22 protein-coding genes are annotated in these 25,212 nt (G+C 69.7%); 12 read left to right on the top strand and 10 right to left on the bottom strand.

Going from position 1 to position 25,212, the window contains the following annotated elements; genetic code table 11:
• Nucleotides 1-65: 65 nt before the first annotated feature.
• Complete coding sequence (locus tag ACZ4M3_RS10300; protein WP_467731160.1) at nt 66-1,532, bottom strand: CCA tRNA nucleotidyltransferase; 1,467 nt, start codon at nt 1,530-1,532, stop codon at nt 66-68.
• A 186-nt stretch (nt 1,533-1,718) separates the two neighbouring features.
• On the opposite strand from ACZ4M3_RS10300, the gene ACZ4M3_RS10295 reads away from it, so the two are divergent.
• The 7 genes from ACZ4M3_RS10295 (at nt 1,719) to trxA (ending at nt 11,317) form a co-directional block, all read left to right on the top strand.
• Entirely contained in the window at nt 1,719-3,983 is a 2,265-nt protein-coding gene (locus ACZ4M3_RS10295) for a DUF6049 family protein (RefSeq protein ID WP_467731159.1), read from the top strand.
• A gap of 47 nt (nt 3,984-4,030) precedes the next feature.
• A complete protein-coding gene (gene murJ / locus ACZ4M3_RS10290; protein ID WP_467731158.1) occupies nt 4,031-6,211 on the top strand; it encodes a murein biosynthesis integral membrane protein MurJ in 2,181 nt (726 codons plus the stop codon).
• A 126-nt stretch (nt 6,212-6,337) separates the two neighbouring features.
• Nucleotides 6,338-8,077, top strand: a complete 1,740-nt coding sequence (locus tag ACZ4M3_RS10285) for a protein kinase family protein (protein WP_467731157.1) — start codon at nt 6,338-6,340, stop codon at nt 8,075-8,077.
• 125 nt (nt 8,078-8,202) lie between these two features.
• Entirely contained in the window at nt 8,203-8,904 is a 702-nt protein-coding gene (gene sigM, locus ACZ4M3_RS10280; protein ID WP_467731156.1) for an RNA polymerase sigma factor SigM, read from the top strand.
• Nucleotides 8,901-9,836, top strand: coding sequence for an anti-sigma factor family protein (locus ACZ4M3_RS10275; RefSeq protein WP_467731155.1), 936 nt, complete (start codon nt 8,901-8,903; stop codon nt 9,834-9,836). The genes sigM and ACZ4M3_RS10275 overlap by 4 nt, the downstream gene beginning before the upstream one ends.
• 125 nt (nt 9,837-9,961) lie before the next feature.
• Nucleotides 9,962-10,921, top strand: coding sequence for a thioredoxin-disulfide reductase (trxB, locus tag ACZ4M3_RS10270; RefSeq protein ID WP_467731154.1), 960 nt, complete (start codon nt 9,962-9,964; stop codon nt 10,919-10,921).
• Between the two features lie 54 nt (nt 10,922-10,975).
• A complete protein-coding gene (gene trxA / locus ACZ4M3_RS10265; RefSeq protein ID WP_467731153.1) occupies nt 10,976-11,317 on the top strand; it encodes a thioredoxin in 342 nt (113 codons plus the stop codon).
• Nucleotides 11,318-11,409: 92 nt separating this feature from the next.
• Here trxA and ACZ4M3_RS10260 read toward each other — a convergent pair whose 3' ends face one another.
• From ACZ4M3_RS10260 to rpmH, 9 genes are all read right to left on the bottom strand, one after another.
• Nucleotides 11,410-12,033, bottom strand: a complete 624-nt coding sequence (locus ACZ4M3_RS10260) for a GNAT family N-acetyltransferase (RefSeq protein ID WP_467731152.1) — start codon at nt 12,031-12,033, stop codon at nt 11,410-11,412.
• A gap of 90 nt (nt 12,034-12,123) precedes the next feature.
• Nucleotides 12,124-13,230, bottom strand: a complete 1,107-nt coding sequence (locus ACZ4M3_RS10255) for a ParB/RepB/Spo0J family partition protein (RefSeq protein ID WP_467731151.1) — start codon at nt 13,228-13,230, stop codon at nt 12,124-12,126.
• The gene (locus ACZ4M3_RS10250) at nt 13,227-14,336 is read right to left on the bottom strand and encodes a ParA family protein (RefSeq protein ID WP_467731150.1); all 1,110 of its coding nucleotides are present in this window, start codon (nt 14,334-14,336) and stop codon (nt 13,227-13,229) included. Before ACZ4M3_RS10250 ends, ACZ4M3_RS10255 begins: the two co-directional genes overlap by 4 nt.
• 265 nt (nt 14,337-14,601) lie before the next feature.
• Entirely contained in the window at nt 14,602-15,318 is a 717-nt protein-coding gene (rsmG, locus tag ACZ4M3_RS10245) for a 16S rRNA (guanine(527)-N(7))-methyltransferase RsmG (RefSeq protein ID WP_467731149.1), read from the bottom strand.
• A gap of 109 nt (nt 15,319-15,427) precedes the next feature.
• Nucleotides 15,428-15,937, bottom strand: coding sequence for a Jag family protein (locus ACZ4M3_RS10240; protein ID WP_453408665.1), 510 nt, complete (start codon nt 15,935-15,937; stop codon nt 15,428-15,430).
• 31 nt (nt 15,938-15,968) lie between these two features.
• A complete protein-coding gene (yidC, locus tag ACZ4M3_RS10235) occupies nt 15,969-17,075 on the bottom strand; it encodes a membrane protein insertase YidC (RefSeq protein WP_453355383.1) in 1,107 nt (368 codons plus the stop codon).
• A gap of 3 nt (nt 17,076-17,078) precedes the next feature.
• Complete coding sequence (gene yidD / locus ACZ4M3_RS10230; protein WP_389661417.1) at nt 17,079-17,360, bottom strand: membrane protein insertion efficiency factor YidD; 282 nt, start codon at nt 17,358-17,360, stop codon at nt 17,079-17,081.
• Complete coding sequence (gene rnpA, locus ACZ4M3_RS10225; RefSeq protein WP_453355384.1) at nt 17,357-17,731, bottom strand: ribonuclease P protein component; 375 nt, start codon at nt 17,729-17,731, stop codon at nt 17,357-17,359. Before rnpA ends, yidD begins: the two co-directional genes overlap by 4 nt.
• Nucleotides 17,732-17,751: 20 nt before the next feature.
• Nucleotides 17,752-17,889: a 50S ribosomal protein L34 gene (rpmH, locus tag ACZ4M3_RS10220; RefSeq protein ID WP_018547628.1), complete on the bottom strand. Its 138-nt coding sequence runs from the start codon at nt 17,887-17,889 to the stop codon at nt 17,752-17,754.
• A 360-nt stretch (nt 17,890-18,249) separates the two neighbouring features.
• Between rpmH and dnaA the strand changes: the two genes are divergently transcribed.
• The 5 genes from dnaA to ACZ4M3_RS10195 all read left to right on the top strand — a co-directional run bounded on the left by dnaA (nt 18,250) and on the right by ACZ4M3_RS10195 (nt 24,846).
• Entirely contained in the window at nt 18,250-20,016 is a 1,767-nt protein-coding gene (gene dnaA / locus ACZ4M3_RS10215; RefSeq protein ID WP_467731148.1) for a chromosomal replication initiator protein DnaA, read from the top strand.
• Between the two features lie 914 nt (nt 20,017-20,930).
• The gene (gene dnaN, locus ACZ4M3_RS10210) at nt 20,931-22,061 is read left to right on the top strand and encodes a DNA polymerase III subunit beta (protein WP_388014638.1); all 1,131 of its coding nucleotides are present in this window, start codon (nt 20,931-20,933) and stop codon (nt 22,059-22,061) included.
• Nucleotides 22,062-22,230: 169 nt separating this feature from the next.
• Entirely contained in the window at nt 22,231-23,106 is an 876-nt protein-coding gene (gene gnd / locus ACZ4M3_RS10205; protein WP_190185583.1) for a phosphogluconate dehydrogenase (NAD(+)-dependent, decarboxylating), read from the top strand.
• 79 nt (nt 23,107-23,185) lie between these two features.
• Nucleotides 23,186-24,322, top strand: a complete 1,137-nt coding sequence (recF, locus tag ACZ4M3_RS10200) for a DNA replication/repair protein RecF (RefSeq protein ID WP_467731147.1) — start codon at nt 23,186-23,188, stop codon at nt 24,320-24,322.
• On the top strand, nt 24,319-24,846 hold the full coding sequence (locus ACZ4M3_RS10195) for a DciA family protein (protein WP_467731146.1): 528 nt from the start codon (nt 24,319-24,321) through the stop codon (nt 24,844-24,846). Before recF ends, ACZ4M3_RS10195 begins: the two co-directional genes overlap by 4 nt.
• Nucleotides 24,847-25,212: the final 366 nt, after the last annotated feature.

Here is a 25,212-nt window from a genome sequence, read left to right as displayed (position 1 = left end):
GAGCTGACGTTTCGCGTGAAACGTCAGCTCGGTTTCACGTGAAACATCGCCGACCGACCCCGGCCTCAGGCCTGAGAGGCCCACCACTCCTTCAGTGCCGCCACCGCCGCGTCACGTCCCATCGGCCCGTTCTCCAGCCGCAGCTCCAGCAGGAACGCGTACGCCTTGCCGATGACCGGACCGGGGCCGACGCCCAGCACATGCTGGATCTCGTTGCCGTTCAGGTCGGGCCGGATCGCGTCCAGCTCCTCCTGCTCCTGGAGCTGCGCGATCCGCTCCTCAAGGCCGTCGTACGTCCGGGAGAGGGCACTGGCCTTGCGCTTGTTACGCGTGGTGCAGTCGGACCGGGTCAGTTTGTGCAGCCGCTCCAGCAACGGACCCGCGTCGCGGACGTAGCGGCGCACGGCCGAGTCGGTCCACTCGCCGTCGCCGTAGCCGTGGAAGCGCAGGTGCAGCTCCACCAACCGGGACACGTCCCTGACCATGTCGTTCGAGTACTTCAGAGCGGTCATGCGCTTCTTGGTCATCTTGGCGCCCACCACCTCGTGGTGGTGGAAGGAGACGCGGCCGTCGCTCTCGAACCTGCGGGTGCGGGGCTTGCCGATGTCGTGGAACAGAGCAGCCAGGCGCAGCACGAGGTCCGGGCCGTCCTCCTCCAGGTCGATCGCCTGCTCCAGCACGGTCAGCGAGTGCTCATAGACGTCCTTGTGCCGGTGGTGCTCGTCGCTCTCCAGCCGCAGGGCAGGGAGCTCCGGCAGCACCCGGTCCGCCAGACCGGTGTCCACGAGCAGCCCGAGGCCCGTGCGGGGGTGCGGGGACAGCAGGAGCTTGTTCAGCTCGCCCTGCACCCGTTCCGCCGAGACGATCTCGATCCGCTCCGACATCTCCTTCATCGCCGCCACGACCTCGGGGGCGACCTCGAAGTCCAGCTGGGCGGCGAACCGAGCTGCGCGAAGCATCCGCAGCGGGTCGTCGGAGAAGGAGTCCTCGGGGGTGCCGGGGGTGCGCAGGACGCCTTCCCGGAGGTCCTCAAGGCCGCCGTGCGGGTCCACGAACTCCTTCTCGGGCAGCGCGACGGCCATCGCGTTCACCGTGAAGTCGCGCCGGACCAGATCCTCCTCGATCGAGTCGCCGTAGGAAACCTCCGGCTTGCGCGAGGTGCGGTCGTACGACTCGGAGCGGTACGTGGTCACCTCGATCTGGAAGTTCCGGTCGGCATCCGCGACGCGAGCCATCTTCTGCGCGCCGACGGTGCCGAAGGCGATACCGACGTCCCACACCGTGTCGGCCCAGGGACGCATGATCCTCAGCACATCCTCAGGACGCGCGTCGGTGGTGAAATCGAGATCGTTTCCGAGACGCCCGAGCAGCGCATCGCGTACGGAGCCTCCGACCAGGGCGAGGCGGAAGCCCGCCTCCTGGAAACGGCGGCCGAGCTCGTCGGCGACAGGGGCGACGCGCAGCAGTTCACTGACCGCTTGGCGCTGCACCTGACTCAGGGCACTGGGGGTGTCTTCATTGGCGTTCGGCACAACAGAAAAGGGTACGTGGCCCGCCCACCAGGGGCCGCCTCGTTTTGCGGCCACCCCGCCCCGGAGCGCCCACGGGCCGCAGCCGATCATGTGGAGCAAGGCGCGGCACTCGCGCACAGCGGGCCTCGTTACCATTCGTGGACGCACAACCGACGACCACTGACACTTCGAGGGACGGGCGAGCGCGTGGCCGAGGCGGCAGACATCCTGGGGGCAGCCGCCCCTGCCCGGCGCCGCTGGCTGCGGCGGGCAGTGGTCATGCTGGCCGGCACGCCGGTCATCGCCGCCCTGGTCTACGCCCCCGCACCGCCGGCTCAGGCCGCCGACTCCCCCGTCGACGTCCAGCTGCTCGAGGTGTCGCCCAATGCTCCTGTGAAGAGCGACACCCTCACCATCTCCGGCAGCGTGGTCAACAACAGCCGCGAGGCGATCAAGGGTGCGCACGTGGGACTGCGCGTGGGCCCCGTCCTGGGTGACCGGGCGTCCATCGACGAGGTGGCGGACCGCACCGGCTTCCGGGCCGGCGTGGACCCGGGGGAGATCGACCCGGCCTACGCGGTCAAGATCGACTCGCTGCCTTCGAGGGCCAGCCAGTCGTTCACCATCAACGTTCCGGTCGGCAAGCTGGACCTGAGCAAGGACGGCGTCTACCAGCTGGGTGTGTCACTGTCCGGCGAGACCGACAGCCGACCGTACGAGCAGGTGCTCGGCATCCGCCGGACGTTCCTGCCGTGGCAGCCCGAGGCCGCCCAGAAGCGCTCCTCCCTCACCTACGCGTGGCCGCTGATCTCCACGACCAGGGTCACGGCGGAAACCGGCTCGGACGAGTCGCAGACGCCCGTATTCCTCGACGACTCCCTCGCCAAGGAGTTGGCGCCGGGAGGCCGCCTGGAGCGGATGGTCTCCCTCGGCAAGGACTTGCCGATCACCTGGGTCATCGATCCGGACCTGCTCTATACGGTCGACGCCATGGCCAAGGGTTACCGGATCCGCAACCCCGACCCCGACGGAAAGCCCCTGCCGGGCAAGAGCAAGGCCGTAGCCGAGCAGTGGCTGAGTGCCCTGGAAACCGCGGTCCAGGGCAAGAAGGTCGTCGCGCTGCCCTACGCCGACCCCGATCTGGCTTCCCTCGCCCACCACGGCAAGGACGTCTCGGGCACCCTCGGCCAGCTACGGCCCGCCACCGACAAGGCCAGGCAGGCCGTCGAGACGGTGTTGCACGTCACTCCGTCCACCGACTTCTCCTGGCCGGTGAACGGCGCCATCGACCCGTCGATCGTCAACGTCGCCACCTCGGCGGGCGCCCACAACGTCCTCACCCGCAGCGACAGCCTTCAGGAAACGGGCGCCCTCGGCTACACCCCGACGGCCGCCCGGCCCATCGGCGCGGGCGCTACCGCGATCGTCGCCGACGCCGAGCTGTCGACGGCCTTCGAAGGCGACATGGTCAATGCCAAGGACTCCACGCTCGCCGTGCAGAGGTTCCTGGCCCACAGTCTCGCCCTCAACCTGCAGGGCGGTGACGAGCAGCGCAGCTTCGTCGTCACCCCGCAGCGGATGCCGTCCGCAAGCCAGGCCGAGTCGATGGCCTCCGCCCTGCGCGGCCTCCAGGGCGGCCGCTGGACCCAGCCCTCCGACCTCGAAGCGGCGGCTTCCGCCAAGCCGGACCCCGGCGCCGCCACCCAGGTCCCGGGTGCCGGCCAATACCCGGAGGCCCTCAGCCGCCAGGAACTCCCGGTGTCGGCGTTCGAAAAGATCCGGACCACCCAGGACACCCTCGACCACTTCAAGGTGATCCTCGCGGCCCCCGAGCGCGTCGAAATCCCCTTCGGCAACACCACCAACCGGGAGATGTCCGCTTCGTGGCGCGGCCGGCCCGAGGAGGCCGCCGGCTACCGGGACCAGGTGCAGGACTACCTGATCGGGCTCACCGAGAAGGTCAAGGTCGTCCCCAAGTCCGACGCCACCTTGTCCGGGCACAGCGCGATCATCCCGGTCAGCGTCCAGAACAGCCTCGTGCAGGACGTCCACAACCTGGTCCTGCGGGTGAAGTCCGCCAATCCGACCCGGCTGATGTTCGGCGACAGCGGAGTGGCCGAGCAGGAAGTCACGGTCCAGGCCGATCACAGTCAGACCTTGAAGTTCACCGCGAACGCCACCGCGAGCGGGCCCGTCGAGGTCACCGCGCAACTGTTCACGAAGAACGGCGCCCCCTACGGGAAACAGCAGAAGTTCACCGTGGAGGCCACCGAGGTCACTCCCACCGTCATGCTCGTCATCGCGGGCGGCGTTCTCCTCCTCGTCCTCGCAGGCATCAAGATGTACACGAGCCGCAAGCGCGTGGCGGCCCGGGCGGCCGCCGAGGAGAGCACGCAGCCGAGTGACGAGTCCCCGGACACCGGACCGCAAAGCACAAGCGGGTCCGGCACGGATGAGACAGTGGACCGTTAAAGCGATGCCGTGGCCGGTCGGCCTGGGGACGATGAGGTGGGGTTTCGATGAACGCGCCGTACGACGGTGACCGCGCGCAGGGCACTGGTGGGCCCGGGCCCTCCCAGGGCACCGCGCCGGGTGCCCCGGTGCCCGGGCAGGCCTCCGCGCCCGCACCCGCGCCGGATCACGACCCATATGTCCAGGATGCCTACGACTACGACCCGTACCGGTCACAGGACCTGTCGGCTCAGGATCCGGTGGCGGAGGTCCTGTACGACCGGGCCTCGCACCCCCCGCCGCCGCCGGGCACCTACCGCGAGCCCGGCCCGCTGTACGCGGCTCCCCAGCCACCCTCGTACGGCGGTCCCGACGCGCGCGTCTGGGCCCAGACCCCGCCGCCCGAACCGGACGGCCCCTCCCGTCACCTGCCCTACGGTGACCGCCCCACGACGACGGAGTTCGTCGGTGTGGACTCCCTGGTGACCAAGGCCGCTGACGAGCAGCCGGAACCGGACGCCTTCGCGCACCTGTACCGGGACCAGGAGGCAGCCCCCCAGGCGACCGCCGAGGAGCCCCCGGTCGCCGTCCCGGCGCCGGCCAAGCCCGCCGGGAAGGCCTCCGGCCTGCTGAAGTCCAGCGCCCTGATGGCTGCCGGCACGATCGTGTCCCGCATCACCGGCTTCCTGCGCACGCTCGTGATCGGCACCGCGATCGGTGTCACCACCCTGAACGACAGCTACCAGGTCGCCAACACCCTGCCTACGATGATCTACGTGCTGGTCGGCGGCGGCGCGCTCAACGCCGTGTTCATCCCGCAGCTGGTCCGCGCGATGAAGAACGACGACGACGGCGGCGAGGCGTACGCCAACCGCCTCCTGACCCTCGTCGTGGTGCTGCTCGGCGCGGTCACCACCGTCTGCGTGCTCGCGGCTCCGCTGTTCATCGGCATGATGTCGCAGAAGATCGCCGACGACCCGCACCGGATGGAGGTCGCGGTCGCCTTCGCCCACTACTGCCTGCCCACCATGTTCTTCATGGGCGTGCACGTGGTGCTCGGTCAGATCCTCAACGCCCGCGGCCGGTTCGGCGCGATGATGTGGACCCCCGTCCTCAACAACATCGTCGTCATCGCCACGTTCGGCGCGTTCATCTGGGCGTTCGGCGGCTTCACCAGCACCGGCGTGGACGAGGCCGGCATCACCCCCGAGGGCGTCCGGCTGCTCGGCCTGGGCACCCTGCTCGGCCTCGCCGTCCAGTCCCTGGCGATGCTCCCGTACCTCCGTGACGCCGGTTTCAAGCCGCGCCTGCGCTTCGACTGGAAGGGCCACGGGCTCGGCAAGGCCGCCGGCCTCGCCAAGTGGACGTTCTTCTTCGTCCTGGCCAACCAGCTCGGCCTCATCGTGGTCACCCAGCTCGCGACCTGGGCCGGCGATGTCGCCCACGCCCAGGGCCACGACGGCACCGGCATCGCCGCGTACAACTACGCGCTGCTCCTGTGGCAGATGCCGCAGGCCATCATCACCGTCTCGGTGATGACCGCGGTCCTGCCCCGCATCTCGCGCTCGGCCCACGACGGGGACGTCGCCGCCGTCCGCGACGACGTCTCCTACGGCCTGCGCACGTCCGCGGTCGCGATCGTCCCCTGCGCCTTCGCGTTCCTCGCACTGGGCGTCCCGATGTCCACCCTGCTCTACGCCGGTTCCGGCGCGGCGACGGCGCAGAACATCGGTTACATCCTGATGGCCTTCGGCCTCGGGCTCATCCCGTACTCCGTCCAGTACGTCGTCCTGCGCGGCTTCTACGCCTACGAGGACACCCGGACGCCCTTCTACAACACCGTCATCGTCGCCGCCGTAAACGCCGGTGTCTCGGCGCTCGCCTTCTTCGTGCTCCCCGAGCGTTGGGCAGTCGTCGGCATGGGCGCCGCCTACGGTCTCGGATACGCCGTCGGCGTGGGCGTCGCCTGGCGCCGTCTGCGCGCCCGCCTCGGCGGGGACCTCGACGGGGCACACGTGATGCGCACCTACACCCGGCTCATCGGCGCTTGCGTCCCGGCCGCCGTCGTGGCGGGCGCGGCCGCGTACGGGGTCACCCAGTGGCTGGGCAGCGGCGCCGTCGGGTCGCTCGCCGCCCTCGTGGCCGGCTTCATCGCCCTGGCAGCAGTTTTCCTCGCCGCGGCCAAGCGCATGCGCGTCGAAGAACTCAACGCGATGGTCGGGATGGTCCGCGGGCGTCTGGGGCGCTGACGGGCAGACCCTCCCGCGGTCCAACCCTCCTTCGCGTGTCGTGCGGAGCGCCGGACTGTGGGCACAATTGGCATGGCTTCGCAGACTGGCCAACAGCGCGCAACGGATGGGGAGGCAGGGACGACGGTGGCGGAACGTAGCACGGCTGCCGTCGACGTGGCCGACAACAGCGGCGATGAGCCGCTGACCGCGAAAGCGGTCAAGGCCACGGCCGACGGGGTGGACACCCAGAACGACCGAGCCGCGGACGGATCCATGCGCGAAGCGGATGGCGAACGCAGAACAGTTGCGCCCGTGGCAGCGCCCGAACTGCACAGCGGCCACAAACTGGCCAGACGCTACCGCCTCGAGGAGTGCGTCACCCGTCTGGACGGATTCAGCAGCTGGCGTGCGATGGACGAGAAGCTGCGTCGCGCCGTCGGCGTCCATCTGCTTCCGGCCGACCATCCCCGGTCCCGGGCCGTCCTGGCAGCGGCCCGCTCCTCCGCACTGCTCGGTGACCCACGGTTCGTCCAGGTCCTCGACGCCGTGGAAGAGAACGACCTCGTCTACGTCGTGCACGAGTGGCTGCCCGACGCCACCGAACTCACCGCGATCCTCTCCTTGGGCCCCCTGGAGGCCCACGAGGCGTACCAGCTCGTCAGCCAGGTGTCGCAGGCCATGGCCGCGGCCCACCGCGAAGGCCTCGCGCACCTGCGCCTGACGCCCAGCGCGATACTGCGCACCTCCACCGGCCAGTACCGCATCCGCGGCCTCGCCGTGAACGCCGCCCTGCGCGGCATCACCAGCGACACCCCGCAGCAGGCCGACACCGAGGCGATCGGCGCCCTGCTGTACGCCGCCCTGACCCAGCGCTGGCCCTACGAGACGGACGCCTACGGCCTCACCGGCCTGCCCAAGGGCGTCGGCCTGATCGCCCCGGACCAGGTACGCGCCGGGGTGCACCGGGGTCTGGGCGAGCTGGCCATGCGCGCGCTGGCCAACGACGGGGCCACCGCCTCCCGGCAGGAGCCGGCCTGCACCACTCCGGAGGAGCTGGCCAAGGCCGTCGCCGCGATGCCCCGCATCCGGCCGCCGGAGCCCGCCTTCACCGCCCCGCCGGAGTACCAGCACACCACCTACCAACAGGGCAGTTACGGCCGGCACCCGGCGTCCGGCCTGTCCACCGTGCAGAGCCTCGCCGTCCCGCCGCCGCCCCCGTTGCAGAGCCGTACGGGCCGCGCCCTCAAGTGGGGTGTCGCCGCGCTGCTCATCGCCGCCCTCGGTCTCGGCAGCTGGCAGCTCGCCGACACCCTTCTGGACCACGGCAATCAGGGCGGCAACGGGGGCAGCCCCCGCGCTTCGCAGTCCGCCGAGACCGAGGACACGAAGAAGAACCCCGACCCGGTCCCGCTGCAGATCAAGAACGCCGAGGAGTACTACCCGGACGGGACCCCCCAGAACGCGGAAAGCGCCGCGAAGACCTACGACGGCGATCGTTCCTCGTACTGGCGGACCAAGGCGTACAGCGACGGCCCCGACATGGGCGCCTACAAGGCAGGCGTCGGCCTCGTCTACGACCTCGGCTCCGAGCAGGAGGTCAGCGCGGCCTCGATAGCGTTCAAGTTCGGCGGCGACCACACCACCGCCGCCATCTACGCGGCACCGAACATGTCCTCGTCGACGCCGCTCAGCGCCATGCACAAGATCGCCGGCGCCACGACGTCCGGCACCCAGCTCGACCTCACCGCGCAGACCCCGGTGAAGACGCGCTACGTGCTCCTGTGGATCACCGCCATGCCGAATTCAGGGCCCTACGAGTACAGCGGCGCCGGCTACAAGCAGGCCGTCACCAACGTCGCGATCTCCGGACCCGGCAGCTCCTGAAACCGGACATCGCAGCGAACGGGACTGTGAGGGCGCCCCCTCCCAGTCCCGTTCGGTACCAGGGCGTATCGCAACGGCTGCTCGCCCGCTTGAATATCTCGCACGGCGCCCACCAGGAGGGGAACATGAAGCCTGCGGCTGACGACCCCGAGCGGACCAGGGACCAAGAGCTGCTGGCGCTGCACGTCGCAGGGGATCCCGATGCCTTCGGGGAGCTCGTGCGGCGGCACCGCGACCGGTTGTGGGCCGTGGCGCTGCGCACGCTCGGGGACCGGGAAGAGGCCGCCGACGCCGTGCAGGACGCGCTCGTCTCCGCCTACCGGGCCGCGCACACGTTCCGCGGTGACTCCGCCGTCACCACCTGGCTGCACCGGATCACCGTCAACGCCTGCCTCGACCGGGCCCGCAAGGCGGCCTCCCGCAAGACGGCACCCCTCGACGACACCGACCGGCTGGAGCTGCTCCTGGAGCCCCACGAGTCCGCCGAGGCCCCCGCGGAGCGCCAGGACCTCCACCGGCAGCTGCTGGCGGCCCTCAGCACGCTCCCGGCCGAGCAGCGGGCCGCGCTCGTCCTGGTCGACATGCAGGGATATCCCGTCGCCGAAGCCGCCCGCGTCCTCGATGTCGCCGTCGGTACGGTCAAGAGCAGGTGTGCGCGGGGCCGGGCGAAACTGCTCCCGCTGCTCACTCATCTGCGCTCGAATGCCGCGGATAACACCGCCGCCGGGCGGGGAAGGAACCGGACGCCGGGGTCACCCGTCCCACCAGCGGCAGAACCCAGGCAGCCGGACCCAGACGCAGTGAAGGGCGGAGGTGGACGACCGTGAGCCCCACAACCGGCACGACCGGCACGATCCGGCACCCGGACGTCGCGGAGATCTCCGACCTGACCGAAGGGCTGCTCTCACCCGCCCGTAGCGCCGCCGTACGAAGCCACCTCGGCGACTGCCCCCTGTGCGCCGATGTCCTCGCCTCCCTCGAGGAGATCCGCGCCCTGCTCGGCACCCTCCCCGGGCCGAGCCGGATGCCCTCCGATATCGCGGGCCGTATCGACGCCGCCCTCGCCGCCGAAGCGCTGCTGGACTCCACCTCCCGGCGCACCGAGCCGGCTCCCGCAGCCCCGGACTCCGATGTTTCACGTGAAACACCATCGGCCGCACGGCCCCGGCCCGCCGGTCACCCGGCCGGCCCAACCGGACCGGGCCGTCGCCGGGCCCGGCGGCGGATCGCGGTCCTCGCCGGCCTCGCGGGGGCCTCCGCCTGCGTACTGGGCCTCTTCCTGTCCGGTGCCCTGGACACGAGCTCCTCCCACGACACCGCAGCCCGCACCGGGATCTCAGCCACGCCGAGCCCGCACACCTCCGACGGCTCGTACACCGCCCAGGGGCTGCGGGGCAGCGTGCAGCACCTGCTCGCTTCCGGCCCGAAGGCGCAGAGCAGGCCGGAGGAAAGGAACAACACCTTGGGGATGCAGAACGCCTCCCCAAAGACCGACCCCAACGTGGCCCCCAACGCCGTTCCCGGCGACCGTCAGGCCCCTTTCGTCCCGCCCTGCGTCCAGCAGGCCACCGGCCGCCCCGACGCCCCGGTCGCCGCCGAACAAGGCAGCTACCAGGGCACCGACGTCTTCCTCGTCGTCCTTCCGCATCCCGGCGACGCCGCCCGAGTGGACGCCTACGTCGTCGCGAGCGGCTGCGCCAACAGCCCCTCCACGGCCCCGGCCAAGCCACTGCTCACCGGTACGTACGCCCGTCCCTGACCCGTTCGCGTCCAATCCGGGCCGGGCCGGGAATGCACGCGTCGTAGGATCCGTTGGGTGGGGTGAGAGTCCACACCGGCCCCCCGGTAGGCAGCACGCAGTCCGCAGAGACGAGGAACGAACCCGTGAGCGACGTCCGAAACGTGATCATCATCGGCTCCGGGCCGGCCGGTTACACGGCCGCCCTGTACACCGCACGCGCTTCGCTCAACCCCCTCGTCTTCGAGGGTGCCGTCACCGCCGGCGGTGCGCTGATGAACACCACCGAGGTCGAGAACTTCCCCGGGTTCCGGGACGGCATCATGGGTCCTGACCTCATGGACAACATGCGTGGCCAGGCAGAGCGCTTCGGCGCCGAACTGGTCCCCGACGACGTCGTGGCCGTGGACCTCACCGGTGAGATCAAGACCGTCACCGACACCGCCGGCACCGTGCACCGCGCCAAGGCCGTGATCGTGACCACCGGTTCCCAGCACCGCAAGCTCGGTCTGCCCAACGAGGACGCACTCTCCGGCCGCGGCGTCTCCTGGTGCGCCACCTGTGACGGGTTCTTCTTCAAGGACCAGGACATCGCCGTGGTCGGCGGCGGCGACACGGCGATGGAGGAAGCGACCTTCCTCTCCCGGTTCGCCAAGTCGGTCACCATCGTCCACCGCCGCGACAGCCTGCGCGCGTCCAAGGCCATGCAGGACCGCGCCTTCGCCGACCCGAAGATCTCGTTCGCCTGGGACAGCGAGGTCGCCGAGATCCACGGCGAGCAGAAGCTCTCCGGTCTCACTCTGCGCAACACCAAGACCGGCGAGACGTCCGAGCTGCCCGTGACCGGTCTCTTCATCGCGGTCGGACACGACCCGCGGACCGAGCTCTTCACCGGCCAGCTGGACCTGGACGACGAGGGTTACCTCAAGGTCGAGGCCCCGTCCACGCGTACCAACCTCACCGGTGTCTTCGGTGCGGGTGACGTCGTGGACCACACCTACCGTCAGGCGATCACCGCCGCCGGCACGGGCTGCTCCGCAGCCCTCGACGCGGAGCGTTACCTCGCCGCCCTCGCGGACGCCGAGCAGGCGCACGCGACCGTCTGACCCCGCACCACCCCCACCCCCTCACCCACACCCCGCAGGAAGAAGGAGGCCGCTGTGGCCGGCACCCTCAAGAACGTTACCGACTCCAGCTTCGACGCCGACGTCCTCGCCGCCGACAAGCCCGTCCTGGTTGACTTCTGGGCCGCGTGGTGCGGCCCGTGCCGCCAGATCGCCCCGTCCCTGGAGGCCATCGCGGCCGAGTACGGCGACCAGATCGAGATCGTCAAGCTCAACATCGACGAGAACCCGGCCACGGCCGCCAAGTACGGCGTCATGTCCATCCCGACGCTGAACGTCTACCAGGGCGGCGAGGTCGTCAAGACCATCGTCGGTGCCAAGCCGAAGGCCGCCATCCTGCGTGACCTGGACCCCTTCGTCACGGCCAAGACCGCCTGATGCGATGTTTCACGTGAAACATGTCTGATGTTTCACGTGAAACGGGGCCGCTCCACTGGGAGCGGCCCCGTTCGCATATCGGCCCCTGCCGTTCACAGCGGGCGCAGCGCCGGCTCCTTGCGTGCCCGTGCCCCGCCGAGCAGGCGGTCCAGGGCGAGTTCCACGTCTTCCTTCCAGGACAGCGTCGAGCGCAGTTCCAGCCGGAGGCGGGGGTGCACCGGATGCGGCCGTACCGTCTTGAAGCCCACCGACAGCAGATGGTCCGCGGGAAGCAGACAGGCCGGGCGCTCCCATCGGACGTCGCCGAACGCCTCGATCGCCCGGAAGCCGCGGCGCAGCAGGTCCTTCGCCACCGTCTGGACCATCACCCGACCCAGGCCCTGCCCCTGATAACCCGGCATGATCCACGCCGTGATGAGCTGGACCGCGTCAGGCGAGACCGGGCTCGTCGGGAACGCCGTCGCACGCGGCACATAGGCCGGCGGCGCGTACAGGACGAAGCCCACGGGGACATCGTCCACATAGACGACGCGGCCGCACGATCCCCACTCCAACAGGACGGCGGAGATCCACGCCTCTTTCTCCAGTTCCGCAGTTCCCGCCTTCACGGCGGCCTCACCACTGACCGGATCCAGCTCCCAGAACACACAGGTCCGGCAACGCCGGGGCAGGTCCTGGAGGTTGTCCAGCGTGAGCGGTACCAACCGACGACCCATACACGCATCGTATCCGCTACGACAAAGAGGCGAGCCGTACCGGCCCGCGCGGTACGACTCGCCTCCCGATATTCAGGCAGGACTCCCCGGTTACTCCCCGGCCAGACCCTGTTCCAGCACCCGGCCCTCGCCCGGCGCCAGCGTGCCCAGAATCCGCTCCAGATCCTCCATCGAGGCGAACTCGACGGTGATCTTGCCCTTCTTCTGACCGAGGTCCACCTTCACCCGCGTCTCGAACCGGTCCGAGAGCCGCGTCGCCAGCTCACTGAGGGCCGGAGCCACCCGGGCACCCGCCCGCGGGCCCTTCGGCTTCACCGGGCTCTCCGGTTCCGAGGCCATCAGTGACACGATCTCCTCGACCGCACGCACCGACAGACCCTCGGCGACGATCCGGTGCGCCAGCCGGTCCTGCGCCTCGGAGTCCTCCACCGACAGCAGCGCCCGTGCGTGACCTGCCGAGAGCACGCCCGCGGCCACCCGGCGCTGCACCGGGGCGGACAGCCTGAGCAGTCGCAGTGTGTTCGAGACCTGCGGACGCGATCGCCCGATCCGGTCGGCCAGCTGGTCATGAGTGCAGTGGAAGTCCTGCAACAGCTGGTCGTAGGCGGCGGCCTCCTCCAACGGGTTGAGCTGCGCCCGGTGCAGGTTCTCCAAGAGGGCGTCCAGCAACAGCTTCTCGTCGTCCGTCGCCCGGATGATCGCGGGGATCCGGTCCAGCCCGGCCTCCCGGCACGCCCGCCAGCGCCGTTCACCCATGATCAGCTCATAGCGGCCCGGCCCGGACTGCCGCACCACGACCGGCTGGAGCAGACCCACCTCCTTGATGGAGGTCACCAGCTCCGCCAGCGCGTCCTCGTCGAACACCTCACGCGGCTGCCGCGGGTTCGGCGTGATCGCGTCCATCGGGAGCTCCGCGAACGTCGCCCCCGCCACTTCTTCGGCCGCCGGCTCCGGCACTCCCACCGACGTGAGCGCCGACAGCCTTTCCCCGCCGGCCGGCGCCGGGGGTACCTCCGGCGAACCATCGGCCTGTGCCAGCGCTGCCAGCTTCGCCGCGGCGATACCGCGCTCGGAGGTCAGTACCGGCACCGCCGACGGTGACGTCGACCCGGCACCCACCGCGGGCGTCTTCTCCTGGGAGGCGGTGGGAATCAGCGCGCCGAGCCCCCGCCCCAGCCCCCTACGTCGCTCACTCACTGGATCCCCTCCGCCATACTCTGCGTGCTGTTCGTGCCGGCCCCCAGATGGGCGTGCCGGGCGTCGTAATGGATTCCGACCCCCCGCAGCGCGATCTCCCGCGCCGCTTCCAGATAGGAGAGGGAGCCGCTGGAACCCGGGTCATATGTGAGCACCGTCTGCCCGTAGCTCGGCGCCTCCGAGATGCGCACCGACCGCGGGATGCTCGTCCGCAGCACCTCCTTGCCGAAGTGCGTGCGGACCTCCTCCGCCACCTGCGAGGCCAGCCGCGTCCTGCCGTCGTACATCGTCAACAGGATGGTCGACACGTGCAACGCCTGGTTCAGGTGGGACCGCACCAGGTCGACGTTGCGCAGCAGCTGACCCAGCCCCTCCAGCGCGTAGTACTCGCACTGGATCGGGATCAGCACCTCCGCGCCCGCCACCAGCGCGTTCACCGTGAGCAGCCCCAGTGACGGCGGGCAGTCGATCAGGATGTAGTCGAGCGGCTGCTCGTACGCCTGGATCGCCCGCTGGAGCCGGCTCTCCCGCGCCACCAGCGAGACCAGCTCGATCTCCGCGCCCGCCAGATCGATCGTGGCCGGGGCGCAGAACAGACCCTCCACGTCCACCACCGGCTGGACCACCTCCAGCAGCGGCCGGCTGTCCACGAGGACGTCGTAGATGGAGGGCACGTCCGCGTGGTGGTCGATGCCGAGTGCCGTCGAGGCGTTGCCCTGCGGGTCGAGGTCGATCACCAGGACCTTGGCCCCGTGCAGCGCCAAGGAGGCGGCCAGGTTCACGGTCGTCGTGGTCTTGCCGACGCCGCCCTTCTGGTTGGCGACCACCATGATGCGGGTCTGAGCCGGCCGCGGCAGCGGTTCACCCGTACGTCCCAGGGTGTCCACCGCCATCTGGGCGGCTCGGCCGATAGGGGTGTCGTCATTGTCCACAAGGGGCGGAGGCGGTGCTTCTCCCCCAGCGGTGGCTGGGTAAGAGACATCCTCGCCCGGCGATTCAGAGCGGGGACCGGGGACCGGGTCGGCCATCGGCCCCGCGAGGTTGGCGTCGGACCGCACGGTGTCACTCTCCTCGACATCAGGCTCGCGATGAACAGAGCCTGCCATGTCCCCGGGGTCACGAACCAGCGGGGCCCGAACTCCTGTGGATGAATCCACCGATGTGGACAACTCCGTCACCCCCACGCCGTCACGCGGGCGGGGGGACGCGGCCGCACGACCGCGGCTGATGATTCCGTGCAGCAGGGAGCGACGTTTCACGTGAAACACGATGCCCGGATACGGACTTCCGCCCGCTCCGACACTCCGAAATCCATACCTATAGGGCCCAACACGCCTGAAACGACGCGAGCCGGGCCCAAAGGGCGGATCCTCAGCGGCGGCGCCGGGTCCGCCCCACTCGGGCGGCCTTCGCCCGCTTGGCCGCGAACCGCACTCCGCCGGGGCTCTCGCCCACCTCGACGCGCACGACCGTCGTCAGGGGGTCCACGACACCCTCCCCGACCTGGAGCACCGAGGTCTTCACCACACCCAGCTTGGTCAGCGCCGCCCTGGCCGCCACCAGCTCCTCATCGGCCGTGTCGCCCTTGAGTGCCAGCATCTCCCCGTAAGGACGCAGCAGCGGCACGCCCCAGCCGGCCAGCCGGTCCAGCGGCGCCACCGCACGCGCCGTCACCACATGCACGGGCTGGAGCTTGCCGAGCACCTCTTCGGCCCGACCGCGCATCACTGTGACATGGTCCAGGCCCAGCAGCTCCACCGCTTCCTGGAGGAAGTTGGTCCGCCGGAGCAGCGGCTCCAGCAAGGTGATCTTGAGGTCCCTGCGCACCAGAGCCAGCGGGATGCCCGGCAGGCCGGCCCCCGAGCCCACATCGCACACCGAGACGTCTTCGGGCACCGCCTCGGACAGCACCGCGCAGTTCAGCAGGTGCCTCTCCCAGAGCCGGGGTACCTCACGCGGACCGATCAGACCGCGCTTGACCCCCGCGTCCGCCAGCAGCTCCGCGTACCGCACGGCTTCCGGGAAAAACTCGCCGAATACCGCGCGCGCCTCTTCAGGCGCCGGGGGAAGCTCTGCTGCCTCCGTCACGGGGACCGTCCTTCCGTACAGAACTCACTCTTCACACAACGGGCACTGCCAGGCTTACAAACATCGGCCCCGCCTGCGAGACAGGCGGGGCCGACCACACGTTTTCCGGTCAGGCCGGGAGCACGACGACGAAGCGCTGCGGCTCCTCGCCCTCCGACTCGCTCTTGAGACCGGCGGCCGCCACGGCGTCGTGGACGACCTTCCGCTCGAACGGCGTCATCGGCGCCAGCTTGAGCGGCTCACCCGAGGCCTTCACGTCAGCAGCCGCCTGGGCGCCCAGCGCCGCCAGCTCCTCACGCTTCTTGGCGCGGAACCCGGCGATGTCCAGCATCAGCCGGCTGCGGTCACCGGTCTCCCGGTGCACGGCGAGGCGCGTCAGCTCCTGCAGAGCCTCCAGGACCTCTCCGTCACGGCCCACGAGCTTCTGCAGGTCGCGGCCGGAGTCGCTGACGATCGACACCGCGGCCCGGTCGGCCTCGACGTCCATGTCGATGTCCCCGTCCAGGTCGGCGATGTCCAGCAGGCCCTCAAGGTAGTCGGCCGCGATCTCGCCCTCCTGCTCGAGGCGGGTCAAGGTGTCGCCGCCCTCAGCGGCGGCGGTGGTGGTGCCTTCCGTCACGGGAGGGGCTCCTTCTTGCTTCTTGGAGGGCTTACTTCTTGGTGGGCTTGCTGGGAGGCGTCTGGCGCTTCGCCTTCGTCTGCCGCTTCGGCTGCTGCCGCTTGGTGGCGACACCGCCGCTCGCCGCATCCGCGTCGGCCGTGGCCTCGGCGCTCCTGATCACGGAGCCGTCCGGCTGCGCGGCCATGCCCTGCTTGGTCAGCGAGGTGATGAACTTGCGCTCGTTGTCGTTGCGGTCCGGGCCCTTGGCCACGATCGCCGCGACGATCTTCTTCTTGCCCCGGCCCTTGAGCTCACCGTGCGTGCTGACGTGCTTGAGCAGGCGGGTCAGGTACTGGTCCTGGGCCTTGCTTCCCGGCGTCGGGTTCTGGTTGATCACGTACATCTGCTGGCCCATGGTCCACACGTTCGTGGTCAGCCAGTAGACGAGGACACCGACGGGGAAGTTGATACCCATGAAGGCGAAGATCAGCGGGAAGATGTACATCAGCATCTTCTGCTGCTGCATGAACGGCGTCTTGACCGAAAGGTCGACGTTCTTCTGCATCAGCTGACGCTGGGTGTAGAACTGCGACAGCGACATCATGACGATCATGACTGCGGTCACGATGCGGACGTCGGTCAGGGAGGCGCCGAGCGCGGCGACCTTCTCCGAGCTGTCCGTGAACTTCGCAGCCAGCGGAGCACCGAAGATGTGCGCCTGACGCGCGCTCTCCAGCAGCGACTGGTTGATGACGCCGATGGTCTTCCCATTGGCGATGGCCGAGAGCACGTGGTACAGCGCGAAGAAGAACGGCGACTGCGCCAGGATGGGAAGGCACGAGGAGAGCGGGTTGGTACCCGTCTCCTTGTACAGCTTCATCATCTCTTCGGACTGACGCTGCTTGTCGTTCTTGTAGCGCTCCTGGATCGCCTTCATCTTCGGCTGGAGCGCCTGCATGCCACGCGTCGCCTTGATCTGCTTCACGAAGAGCGGGATCAGGCAGATACGGATCAATACCACCAGGGACACGATGGACAGACCCCAGGCCCATCCGCTGTCCGGGCCGAAGATCGCGCCGTACAGCGAGTGGAACTGGACGATGACCCACGAGACGGGTGTGGTGATGAAACTGAACAGACTGGCAATCGTGTCCACTAATCAGGCTCCTTGAGCATTGCGAGATCTACGCAACGCACTGCGCAGCTGCTCGTGCCAACGCGGGCGTTTCCGGGGTGGGACATGATCCACACCGCCCGGGGTCCACGGATTGCACCGCAGGATCCGCCAGGCGGTAAGAACCGTCCCCTTCACCGCACCATGCCGGTCGATGGCCGTGTACCCGTAGTGCGAACACGAGGGGTAGTAGCGGCACACCGGCCCGAGCAGCGGACTGATCGTCCACTGGTACAGCTTGATCAAAGCGAGCAGCGGGTACTTCATCGAGCCACGCCTCCCAGGAGCCGCTGTACAGCGGCGTCCAGGTCACGGGCCAGCTCGTCGAGGCCGGCGTCACCCGCACCGGGCAAAGCCCGCACCACCACCAGGCTACCGGCGGGCAGCAGGGACAGCCGGTCCCGTACGAGATGGCGCAGACGGCGCTTGACCCGGTTCCGTACGACGGCGTTGCCGACAGCCTTGCTGACGACGAAACCCGCACGCGTCGAGGGATCGATCTCCCCCGGCTCGTGCGGGTCCGTTGCACCGCTTGTACGTAGGTGGACGACGAGGAGCGGGCGTCCGGCCCGCCGCCCTCGTCGTACCGCGCTCGCGAAGTCCTCGCGCCGCCTCAGCCGATTTTCGGGAGACAGCACGACGTCACGACCTGCGCGTGTTACGCGGAAAGGGCGGCGCGGCCCTTGCTGCGGCGGTTCGCCAGGATGGCGCGACCGGCGCGGGTACGCATCCGCAGGCGGAAGCCGTGGGTCTTGGCACGACGGCGGTTGTTCGGCTGGAAGGTGCGCTTGCTCACTCGGGGGCTCCAGAGAATGAATCGTTGTGGCGGGACATCGCCTGGCTGTCACCGTGCGCCCACGAAGGAAACTCGCGTGTTCGCCCGAGTGGCACCGCTACATGATCACAACCGGTGATCTTCGCCCATCGGTAGGCAGGCGGCAGCAGCCATCGACAACTCGACCTCGTTACGGTACGCGCGGCTACGCCATCCGGTCAAACCGAGCCCCGGCTGCCGCACACTGTGCACAGGCTGTGGACAACGACTTGAACCGCACCCACCGGCCTGACTACCGTTGTCTGATCCCGGATTTTTTGTCCCGACCGTCCCAAAGAACCACACATTCGTGGAACCGGGACCTGTGAGAGAGCGTGCTCTGTGGCTGACGTACCTGCCGATCTTGCCGCAGTGTGGCCACGCGTGCTCGACGTGCTCCTGGGGGAGGGACAGCCGGGCATCGAGCCCAAGGACAAGCAGTGGGTCGAGCGCTGTCAGCCCCTGGCCCTCGTCGCGGACACCGCTCTGCTCGCCGTCCCCAATGAATGGGGCAAGCGCGTCCTCGAAGGCAGGCTCGCCCCCCTCATCAGCGACGCGCTCAGCCGCGAGTGCGGCCGCCCCATCCGGATCGCCATCACCGTGGACGACTCCGCCGGCGAGCCGGCACCGCCCCCCTCCTCCGCGCAGCAGCGCGACTCCTACGAGCCGTACGGCGGCCAGCGGCCCGGCGGTCACACCGGCCCGGGCAACTCCGACGACGAGCGGCTCCCCACCGCCCGCCCCGCCTACCCGGACTACCAGCAGCAGCGCCCCGAGCCCGGCTCCTGGCCCCGCGGCGGCCAGCAGGACGACTACGGCTGGCAGCAGCCCCGGCTCGGCGGCTTCCCGGAGCGCGACCCCTACGCCTCCCCGCAGCCCGGCTACCTCCAGCAGTCCGAGCCCGGTGGCTACGAGCAGGGTTCCTTCGAGCAGCAGCAGTACGAGCAGTCCCCGTACGAGAACCAGCAGCACCAGCACCAGCAGCACCAGTACGAACAGCCCTCCCCCCGGCCGGCGCCCAACCGCCCGGCCCCCTCGGCGCCGTCCGGCGGCTCGACCTCGGGCCCGCTGGAGCCGACCGCCCGGCTGAACCCCAAGTACCTCTTCGACACCTTCGTCATCGGCGCCTCGAACCGGTTCGCGCACGCCGCGGCGGTGGCCGTCGCCGAGGCGCCCGCCAAGGCGTACAACCCCCTCTTCATCTACGGGGAGTCCGGCCTCGGCAAGACGCACCTGCTGCACGCCATCGGCCACTACGCGCGCAGCCTCTACCCGGGCACCCGGGTGCGCTACGTGAGCTCGGAGGAGTTCACGAACGAGTTCATCAACTCGATCCGCGACGGCAAGGGCGACGCGTTCCGCAAGCGGTACCGCGAGATGGACATCCTCCTCGTCGACGACATCCAGTTCCTCGCGAGCAAGGAGTCGACGCAGGAGGAGTTCTTCCACACCTTCAACACCCTCCACAACGCCAACAAGCAGATCGTGCTGTCCTCCGACCGGCCGCCCAAGCAGCTCGTCACCCTGGAGGACCGGCTCCGCAACCGCTTCGAGTGGGGCCTGATCACCGACGTCCAGCCGCCCGAGCTGGAGACCCGCATCGCGATCCTGCGCAAGAAGGCGGTCCAGGAGCAGCTCAACGCCCCGCCGGAAGTACTGGAGTTCATCGCCTCCCGCATCTCGCGCAACATCCGCGAGCTGGAAGGAGCGCTGATCCGCGTCACGGCCTTCGCGAGCCTCAACCGGCAGCCGGTGGACCTCGGTCTGACGGAGGACGTGCTCAAGAACCTGATCCCGGGCGGCGAGGACAGCGCGCCCGAGATCACCGCCTCGGACATCATGGCCGCCACCGCCGACTACTTCGGGCTCACCGTGGACGACCTGTGCGGCTCCTCGCGCAGCCGGGTCCTGGTCACCGCCCGGCAGATCGCCATGTACCTGTGCCGGGAGCTCACGGATCTCTCCCTGCCCAAGATCGGGGCCCAGTTCGGCGGCCGCGACCACACCACCGTCATGCACGCGGACCGCAAGATCCGCGCGCTGATGGCGGAACGGCGCTCGATCTACAACCAGGTCACCGAGCTCACCAACCGCATCAAGAACGGCTGAGCCAGCCGGCCCAGGACCGCACGAGGACCGTACGAGGGCTCCGCAGAAGGCCTTGCCGGGCCTCCGCACGCTCAGCTACAGGGGCGCTTCCGGACTGAACCGGGGGCGCCCTTCTTCGTGCGCGCGCCCGTGCTCTGTTCGAATACGCCCCCTGGAGGCCAACTCATCCACAGATTGGGCGACTTTCTTCCGTCCACACCCTGGGGACGGGTCCCGTCACCCACAATCTGTCCACAGGGGTACCGGGTGAGAGGTCATCAGAGCAGCTCAGCCGCCTGTGGATTTGTGCACAACGACTGTCCACAGCCTGTGGACAGAAAATCCGTCCACAGGCTCATCCACCCCTCTGTCCACCGCTCACTCACAGGTTGCCGCATCCTGTGCACAGGATCCGATGACTTCTCCACACCGTTGTCCACTGTTCGGCAAACAGGACCCCCGCGTCACCGTCCCGAGTGAAAGCGGTCACATGGATGTAGATGTTTGGTCTGTGGAGTACTGGGGAAAAGCTGGGGACACACCTGTGGAGTAGTGGGGGTCGCCTGGGGACGGCCTGTGCAGAAGTTTTCGTTCTCCACAGAGACACCGTGTTGTCCACCGGCGTCACCCACAGGGTGTGGGGATAAAAAACGGGGTCTGACCTGCGAGGACGGGCTTATCCACCGTTTCCACAGGCCCTACTACTACCCCCATAGAGATTTAGGCCGGATTCGGTTTTCAAGCAGGTCCTGTGCACAACTCGTCGTCCGGCCGCCCCGACGCCGCCCTCCCGGCTTGACCGCCGACAGCACCGACTGTCGGCGCCGTACGTCAGACTGGTCCCCGGCACCGAGGCCTCGGTCCGTCGAGACCCTGGGCCAGGAGCCGACGACGAAGGCCGGCAGACGAGCGAGAAACAGCAGGAGGCGGTTCCGGTGAAGATCCGGGTGGAGCGCGACGTACTCGCGGAGGCGGTGGCCTGGGCTGCCCGTAGCCTCCCGGCCCGGCCGCCGGTGCCCGTTCTCGCGGGCCTGCTGCTCAAGGCGGAGGACGGCACGCTGTCCCTCTCCGGCTTCGACTACGAGGTCTCGGCCCGCGTCTCCGTCGAGGCCGACGTCGAGGAGGACGGCACCGTCCTGGTCTCCGGCCGGCTCCTCGCCGACATCTGCCGTGCCCTGCCCAACCGGCCGGTGGAGATTTCCACAGACGGTGTACGGGCGACCGTGGTCTGCGGCTCCTCCCGGTTCACCCTCCACACCCTGCCTGTGGAGGAGTACCCGGCGCTGCCGCAGATGCCGACCGCGACCGGCACCGTTCCCGGTGAGGTCTTCGCCTCCGCCGCCGCCCAGGTCGCCATCGCCGCCGGCCGCGACGACACGCTGCCCGTGCTGACCGGTGTCCGCATCGAGATCGAGGGCGACCGGGTCACCCTCGCCTCCACCGACCGCTACCGCTTCGCGGTCCGCGAGTTCCTGTGGAAGCCGGAGAACCCCGACGCCTCCGCGGTGGCCCTGGTGCCCGCGAAGACGCTCCTGGACACCGCCAAGTCCCTGACCAGCGGTGACACCGTCACCCTCGCCCTCTCGGGCTCCGGTGCGGGCGAGGGCCTGATCGGTTTCGAGGGCGCGGGCCGCCGCACCACCACGCGCCTGCTCGAAGGCGACCTGCCGAAGTACCGCACGCTCTTCCCGACGGAGTTCAACTCCATCGCGGTGATCGAGACCGCCCCGTTCGTCGAGGCCGTCAAGCGCGTGGCTCTCGTCGCCGAGCGCAACACCCCGGTCCGGCTGAGCTTCGAGCAGGGCGTGCTGATCCTGGAGGCGGGCTCCAGCGACGATGCACAGGCTGTGGAACGCGTCGACGCGAACCTGGAGGGCGACGACATCTCGATCGCCTTCAACCCGACGTTCCTGCTGGACGGCCTGAGCGCGATCGACTCGCCCGCCGCCCAGCTGAGCTTCACCACCTCCACCAAGCCCGCGCTGCTCAGCGGCCGCCCCGCGGTCGACGCCGAGGCGGACGAGGCGTACAAGTACCTGATCATGCCGGTGCGCCTGTCCGGCTGAGTCCGCCCCGTCGGGCCCGGTCTCGCGACTGCGCGGACCGGGCCCGACGGCGTACCCGGCACGTTGGGTGGGGTACCGCCCGACGGCCCGGCGTAGGCTCGGATCCGGGGACGGCCCCGGATCCCGGGGAGCCCGGCACAGACGGCCACAACGCTTAAGGAAGCACCTGATGGAGCTTGGTCTCATCGGTCTCGGCAAGATGGGCGGCAACATGCGCGAGCGCATCCGCCGCGCAGGCCACACCGTCATCGGATACGACCGCAACCCGGACCTCGCGGATGTCCACAGCCTGCGGGAACTTGTGGACGGCCTCCAGGCCCCCCGCGTGGTGTGGGTGATGGTTCCGGCCGGTGCGGCGACGCAGTCCACCGTCGACGAGCTGGGAGAGCTGCTCTCGCCCGGCGACATCGTCGTCGACGGCGGCAACTCGCGCTGGACCGATGACGAGAAGCACGCCGAGGAACTGGCCGCCAAGGGCATCGGCTTCGTCGACTGCGGTGTCTCGGGCGGCGTGTGGGGCCTGGAGAACGGCTACGCGCTGATGTACGGCGGCGAGAAGGAGCACGTCGCGGCCGTGCAGCCGGTCTTCGACGCCCTCAAGCCCGAGGGTGAGTTCGGCGCCGTGCACGCGGGCAAGGTCGGCGCCGGCCACTTCGCGAAGATGGTCCACAACGGCATCGAGTACGCCATGATGCAGGCCTACGCCGAGGGCTGGGAACTGCTGGAGAAGGTGGACTCGGTCACCGACGTGCGCGAGGTGTTCCGGTCCTGGCAGGAGGGCACGGTCATCCGTTCCTGGCTGCTGGACCTCGCCGTGAACGCGCTGGACGAGGACGAGCACCTGGAGAAGCTGCGCGGCTTCGCGCAGGACTCGGGCGAGGGCCGCTGGACGGTCGAGGCGGCGATCGACAACGCCGTTCCGCTGCCGGCCATCACCGCCTCGCTGTTCGCCCGGTTCGCGTCCCGCCAGGACGACTCCCCGCAGATGAAGATGATCGCCGCGCTGCGCAACCAGTTCGGCGGTCACGCGGTGGAGAAGAAGTAGTCCGCGCGGCGCACCACCCGTACCACTCGTAAGACAGCACCACAGCAAGCAGCAGGAAGCCGGGGGAGGTCGGCGCCGAATGCACGTCTCGCATCTCTCACTGGCCGACTTCCGCTCGTACGCCCGGGCCGAGGTCCCCCTCGGTCCGGGCGTCACCGCGTTCGTGGGCCCCAACGGCCAGGGCAAGACCAACCTCGTCGAGGCGATCGGCTACCTGGCGACCCTGGGCAGCCACCGGGTGTCCTCGGACGCCCCCCTGGTCCGGATGGGCGCGGACCGGGCGATCATCCGCGCGGCCCTGGCGCAGGGCGAGCGCCGCCAGCTGGTCGAGCTGGAGCTCAATCCGGGGCGGGCGAACCGGGCCCGTATCAACCGGTCCTCGCAGGTCAGGCCGCGGGACGTGCTGGGGATCGTCCGTACGGTGCTGTTCGCGCCGGAGGACCTGGCCCTGGTGAAGGGCGACCCCGGAGAGCGGCGCCGCTTCCTGGACGAACTCGTCACGGCCCGCTCCCCGCGGATGGCCGCGGTCCGATCGGACTACGAGCGGGTGCTCAAGCAGCGCAACACCCTGCTGAAATCGGCGGCGATGGCCCGTCGGCACGGCGGCCGTGCCATGGACCTGTCGACCCTCGACGTCTGGGACCAGCACCTCGCCCGGGCGGGCGCGGAGCTGCTGGCGCAGCGGCTGGACCTGATCGCGACCCTGCTGCCGCTGGCGGACAAGGCGTACGAGCAGCTCGCGCCCGGCGGCGGCCCGCTGGGGCTGGCGTACCGGTCCTCGGCCGGCGAGGCCGTGGACAGCGGGGCGGCGCGCACCCGGGAGGCGCTGTACGAGGTGCTGCTGACGGCCCTGGCGGAGGTGCGCAAGCAGGAGATCGAGCGGGGCGTGACGCTGGTGGGCCCGCACCGCGACGACGTGCTGCTGCGGCTCGGGGAGCTGCCGGCGAAGGGGTATGCCAGCCACGGCGAGTCCTGGTCGTACGCGCTGGCGCTGCGGCTGGCCTCGTACGAGCTGCTGCGTTCGGAGGGCGACGAGCCGGTGCTGATCCTGGACGACGTGTTCGCCGAGCTGGACGCGCGGCGCCGGGAGCGGCTGGCGGAGCTGGTGGCCCCGGGCGAGCAGGTGCTGGTGACGGCGGCTGTGGACGATGACGTTCCGGACGTGTTGGCGGGGGTGCGCTTCGGGGTGTCCGGCGGTGAGGTGACCCTGCTGTGAGCGACCGCGAGGAGCACCCGGAGCGCAAGGCCCCGCCGTTGTCGGGGGTGGACCTGGCGCGGCAGGCGCTGGCGGCGGCCCGCGAGCAGGCGCGGGCGCGCGGCAACGCGGCTCCGGGGAAGAAGCGGCAGCAGCCGGGGCTGCGGTCGGGTGCGCGCGCGGACGGCCGGGATCCGATGCCGTTGATGGCGGCGCTGGCCCGGCTGCGGACGGAGCACGGCTGGGAGATGCCGATGGCGGTGGCCGGTGTGATGGAGCGGTGGCCGGAGATCGTCGGTCCGGACATCGCCACGCACTGCGTGCCGGAGCGGTACGAGGACCGCGAGCTGGTGGTCCGGTGCGACTCCTCGGCGTGGGCGGCGCAGCTGAAACTGCTGGCGCCGCAGCTGGTGGCGCGGCTGAACGCGGAGCTGGGGCAGGGCACCGTACGGATGATCAAGGTGCACGGCCCGGGCGGCCGGCCGAAGCAGTACGGGCCGTGGCGGGTGCCGGGCGGCACCGGCCCGGGCGATACGTACGGCTGAGCCCCCGCACTCCCCTCTTCCTGACTTCGCGGTGCCCTCGGGCGCCCGCTGAGCGGTGCTCCGCGCCCGCCCTGCGGCATGTTGATCACGGGCCGGCGACGGCACGGTTTCGGCCAGGTCGCGGCCCTGCTCCGGTGCCCTCCCGCGGGTGGTGTCCCTCACGGTAGTGAGAGGTTGACAGGCCGAAGCGCTCAATGCCCGTGTGAGCCTCTTTGAGCCCCTCCCCGGATATGGGGAGTCGGAGAGAGGAGGTTCAGGGCGGCACATGCGGACTCAGGTACCGGCAAACCCCCATTCATGTCCGTGGTACCGGTAGACTGAAGCGAATCCCGCCCGCTTGCGGGATCCGCTGACAAACGCTGACAA

The sequence above is a fragment of the Streptomyces sp. NPDC026522 genome (genome assembly GCF_055567555.1).
The sequence above is the reverse complement of the archived record's forward strand: the minus strand, read 5'-3'. Positions and strand labels throughout refer to the sequence as shown.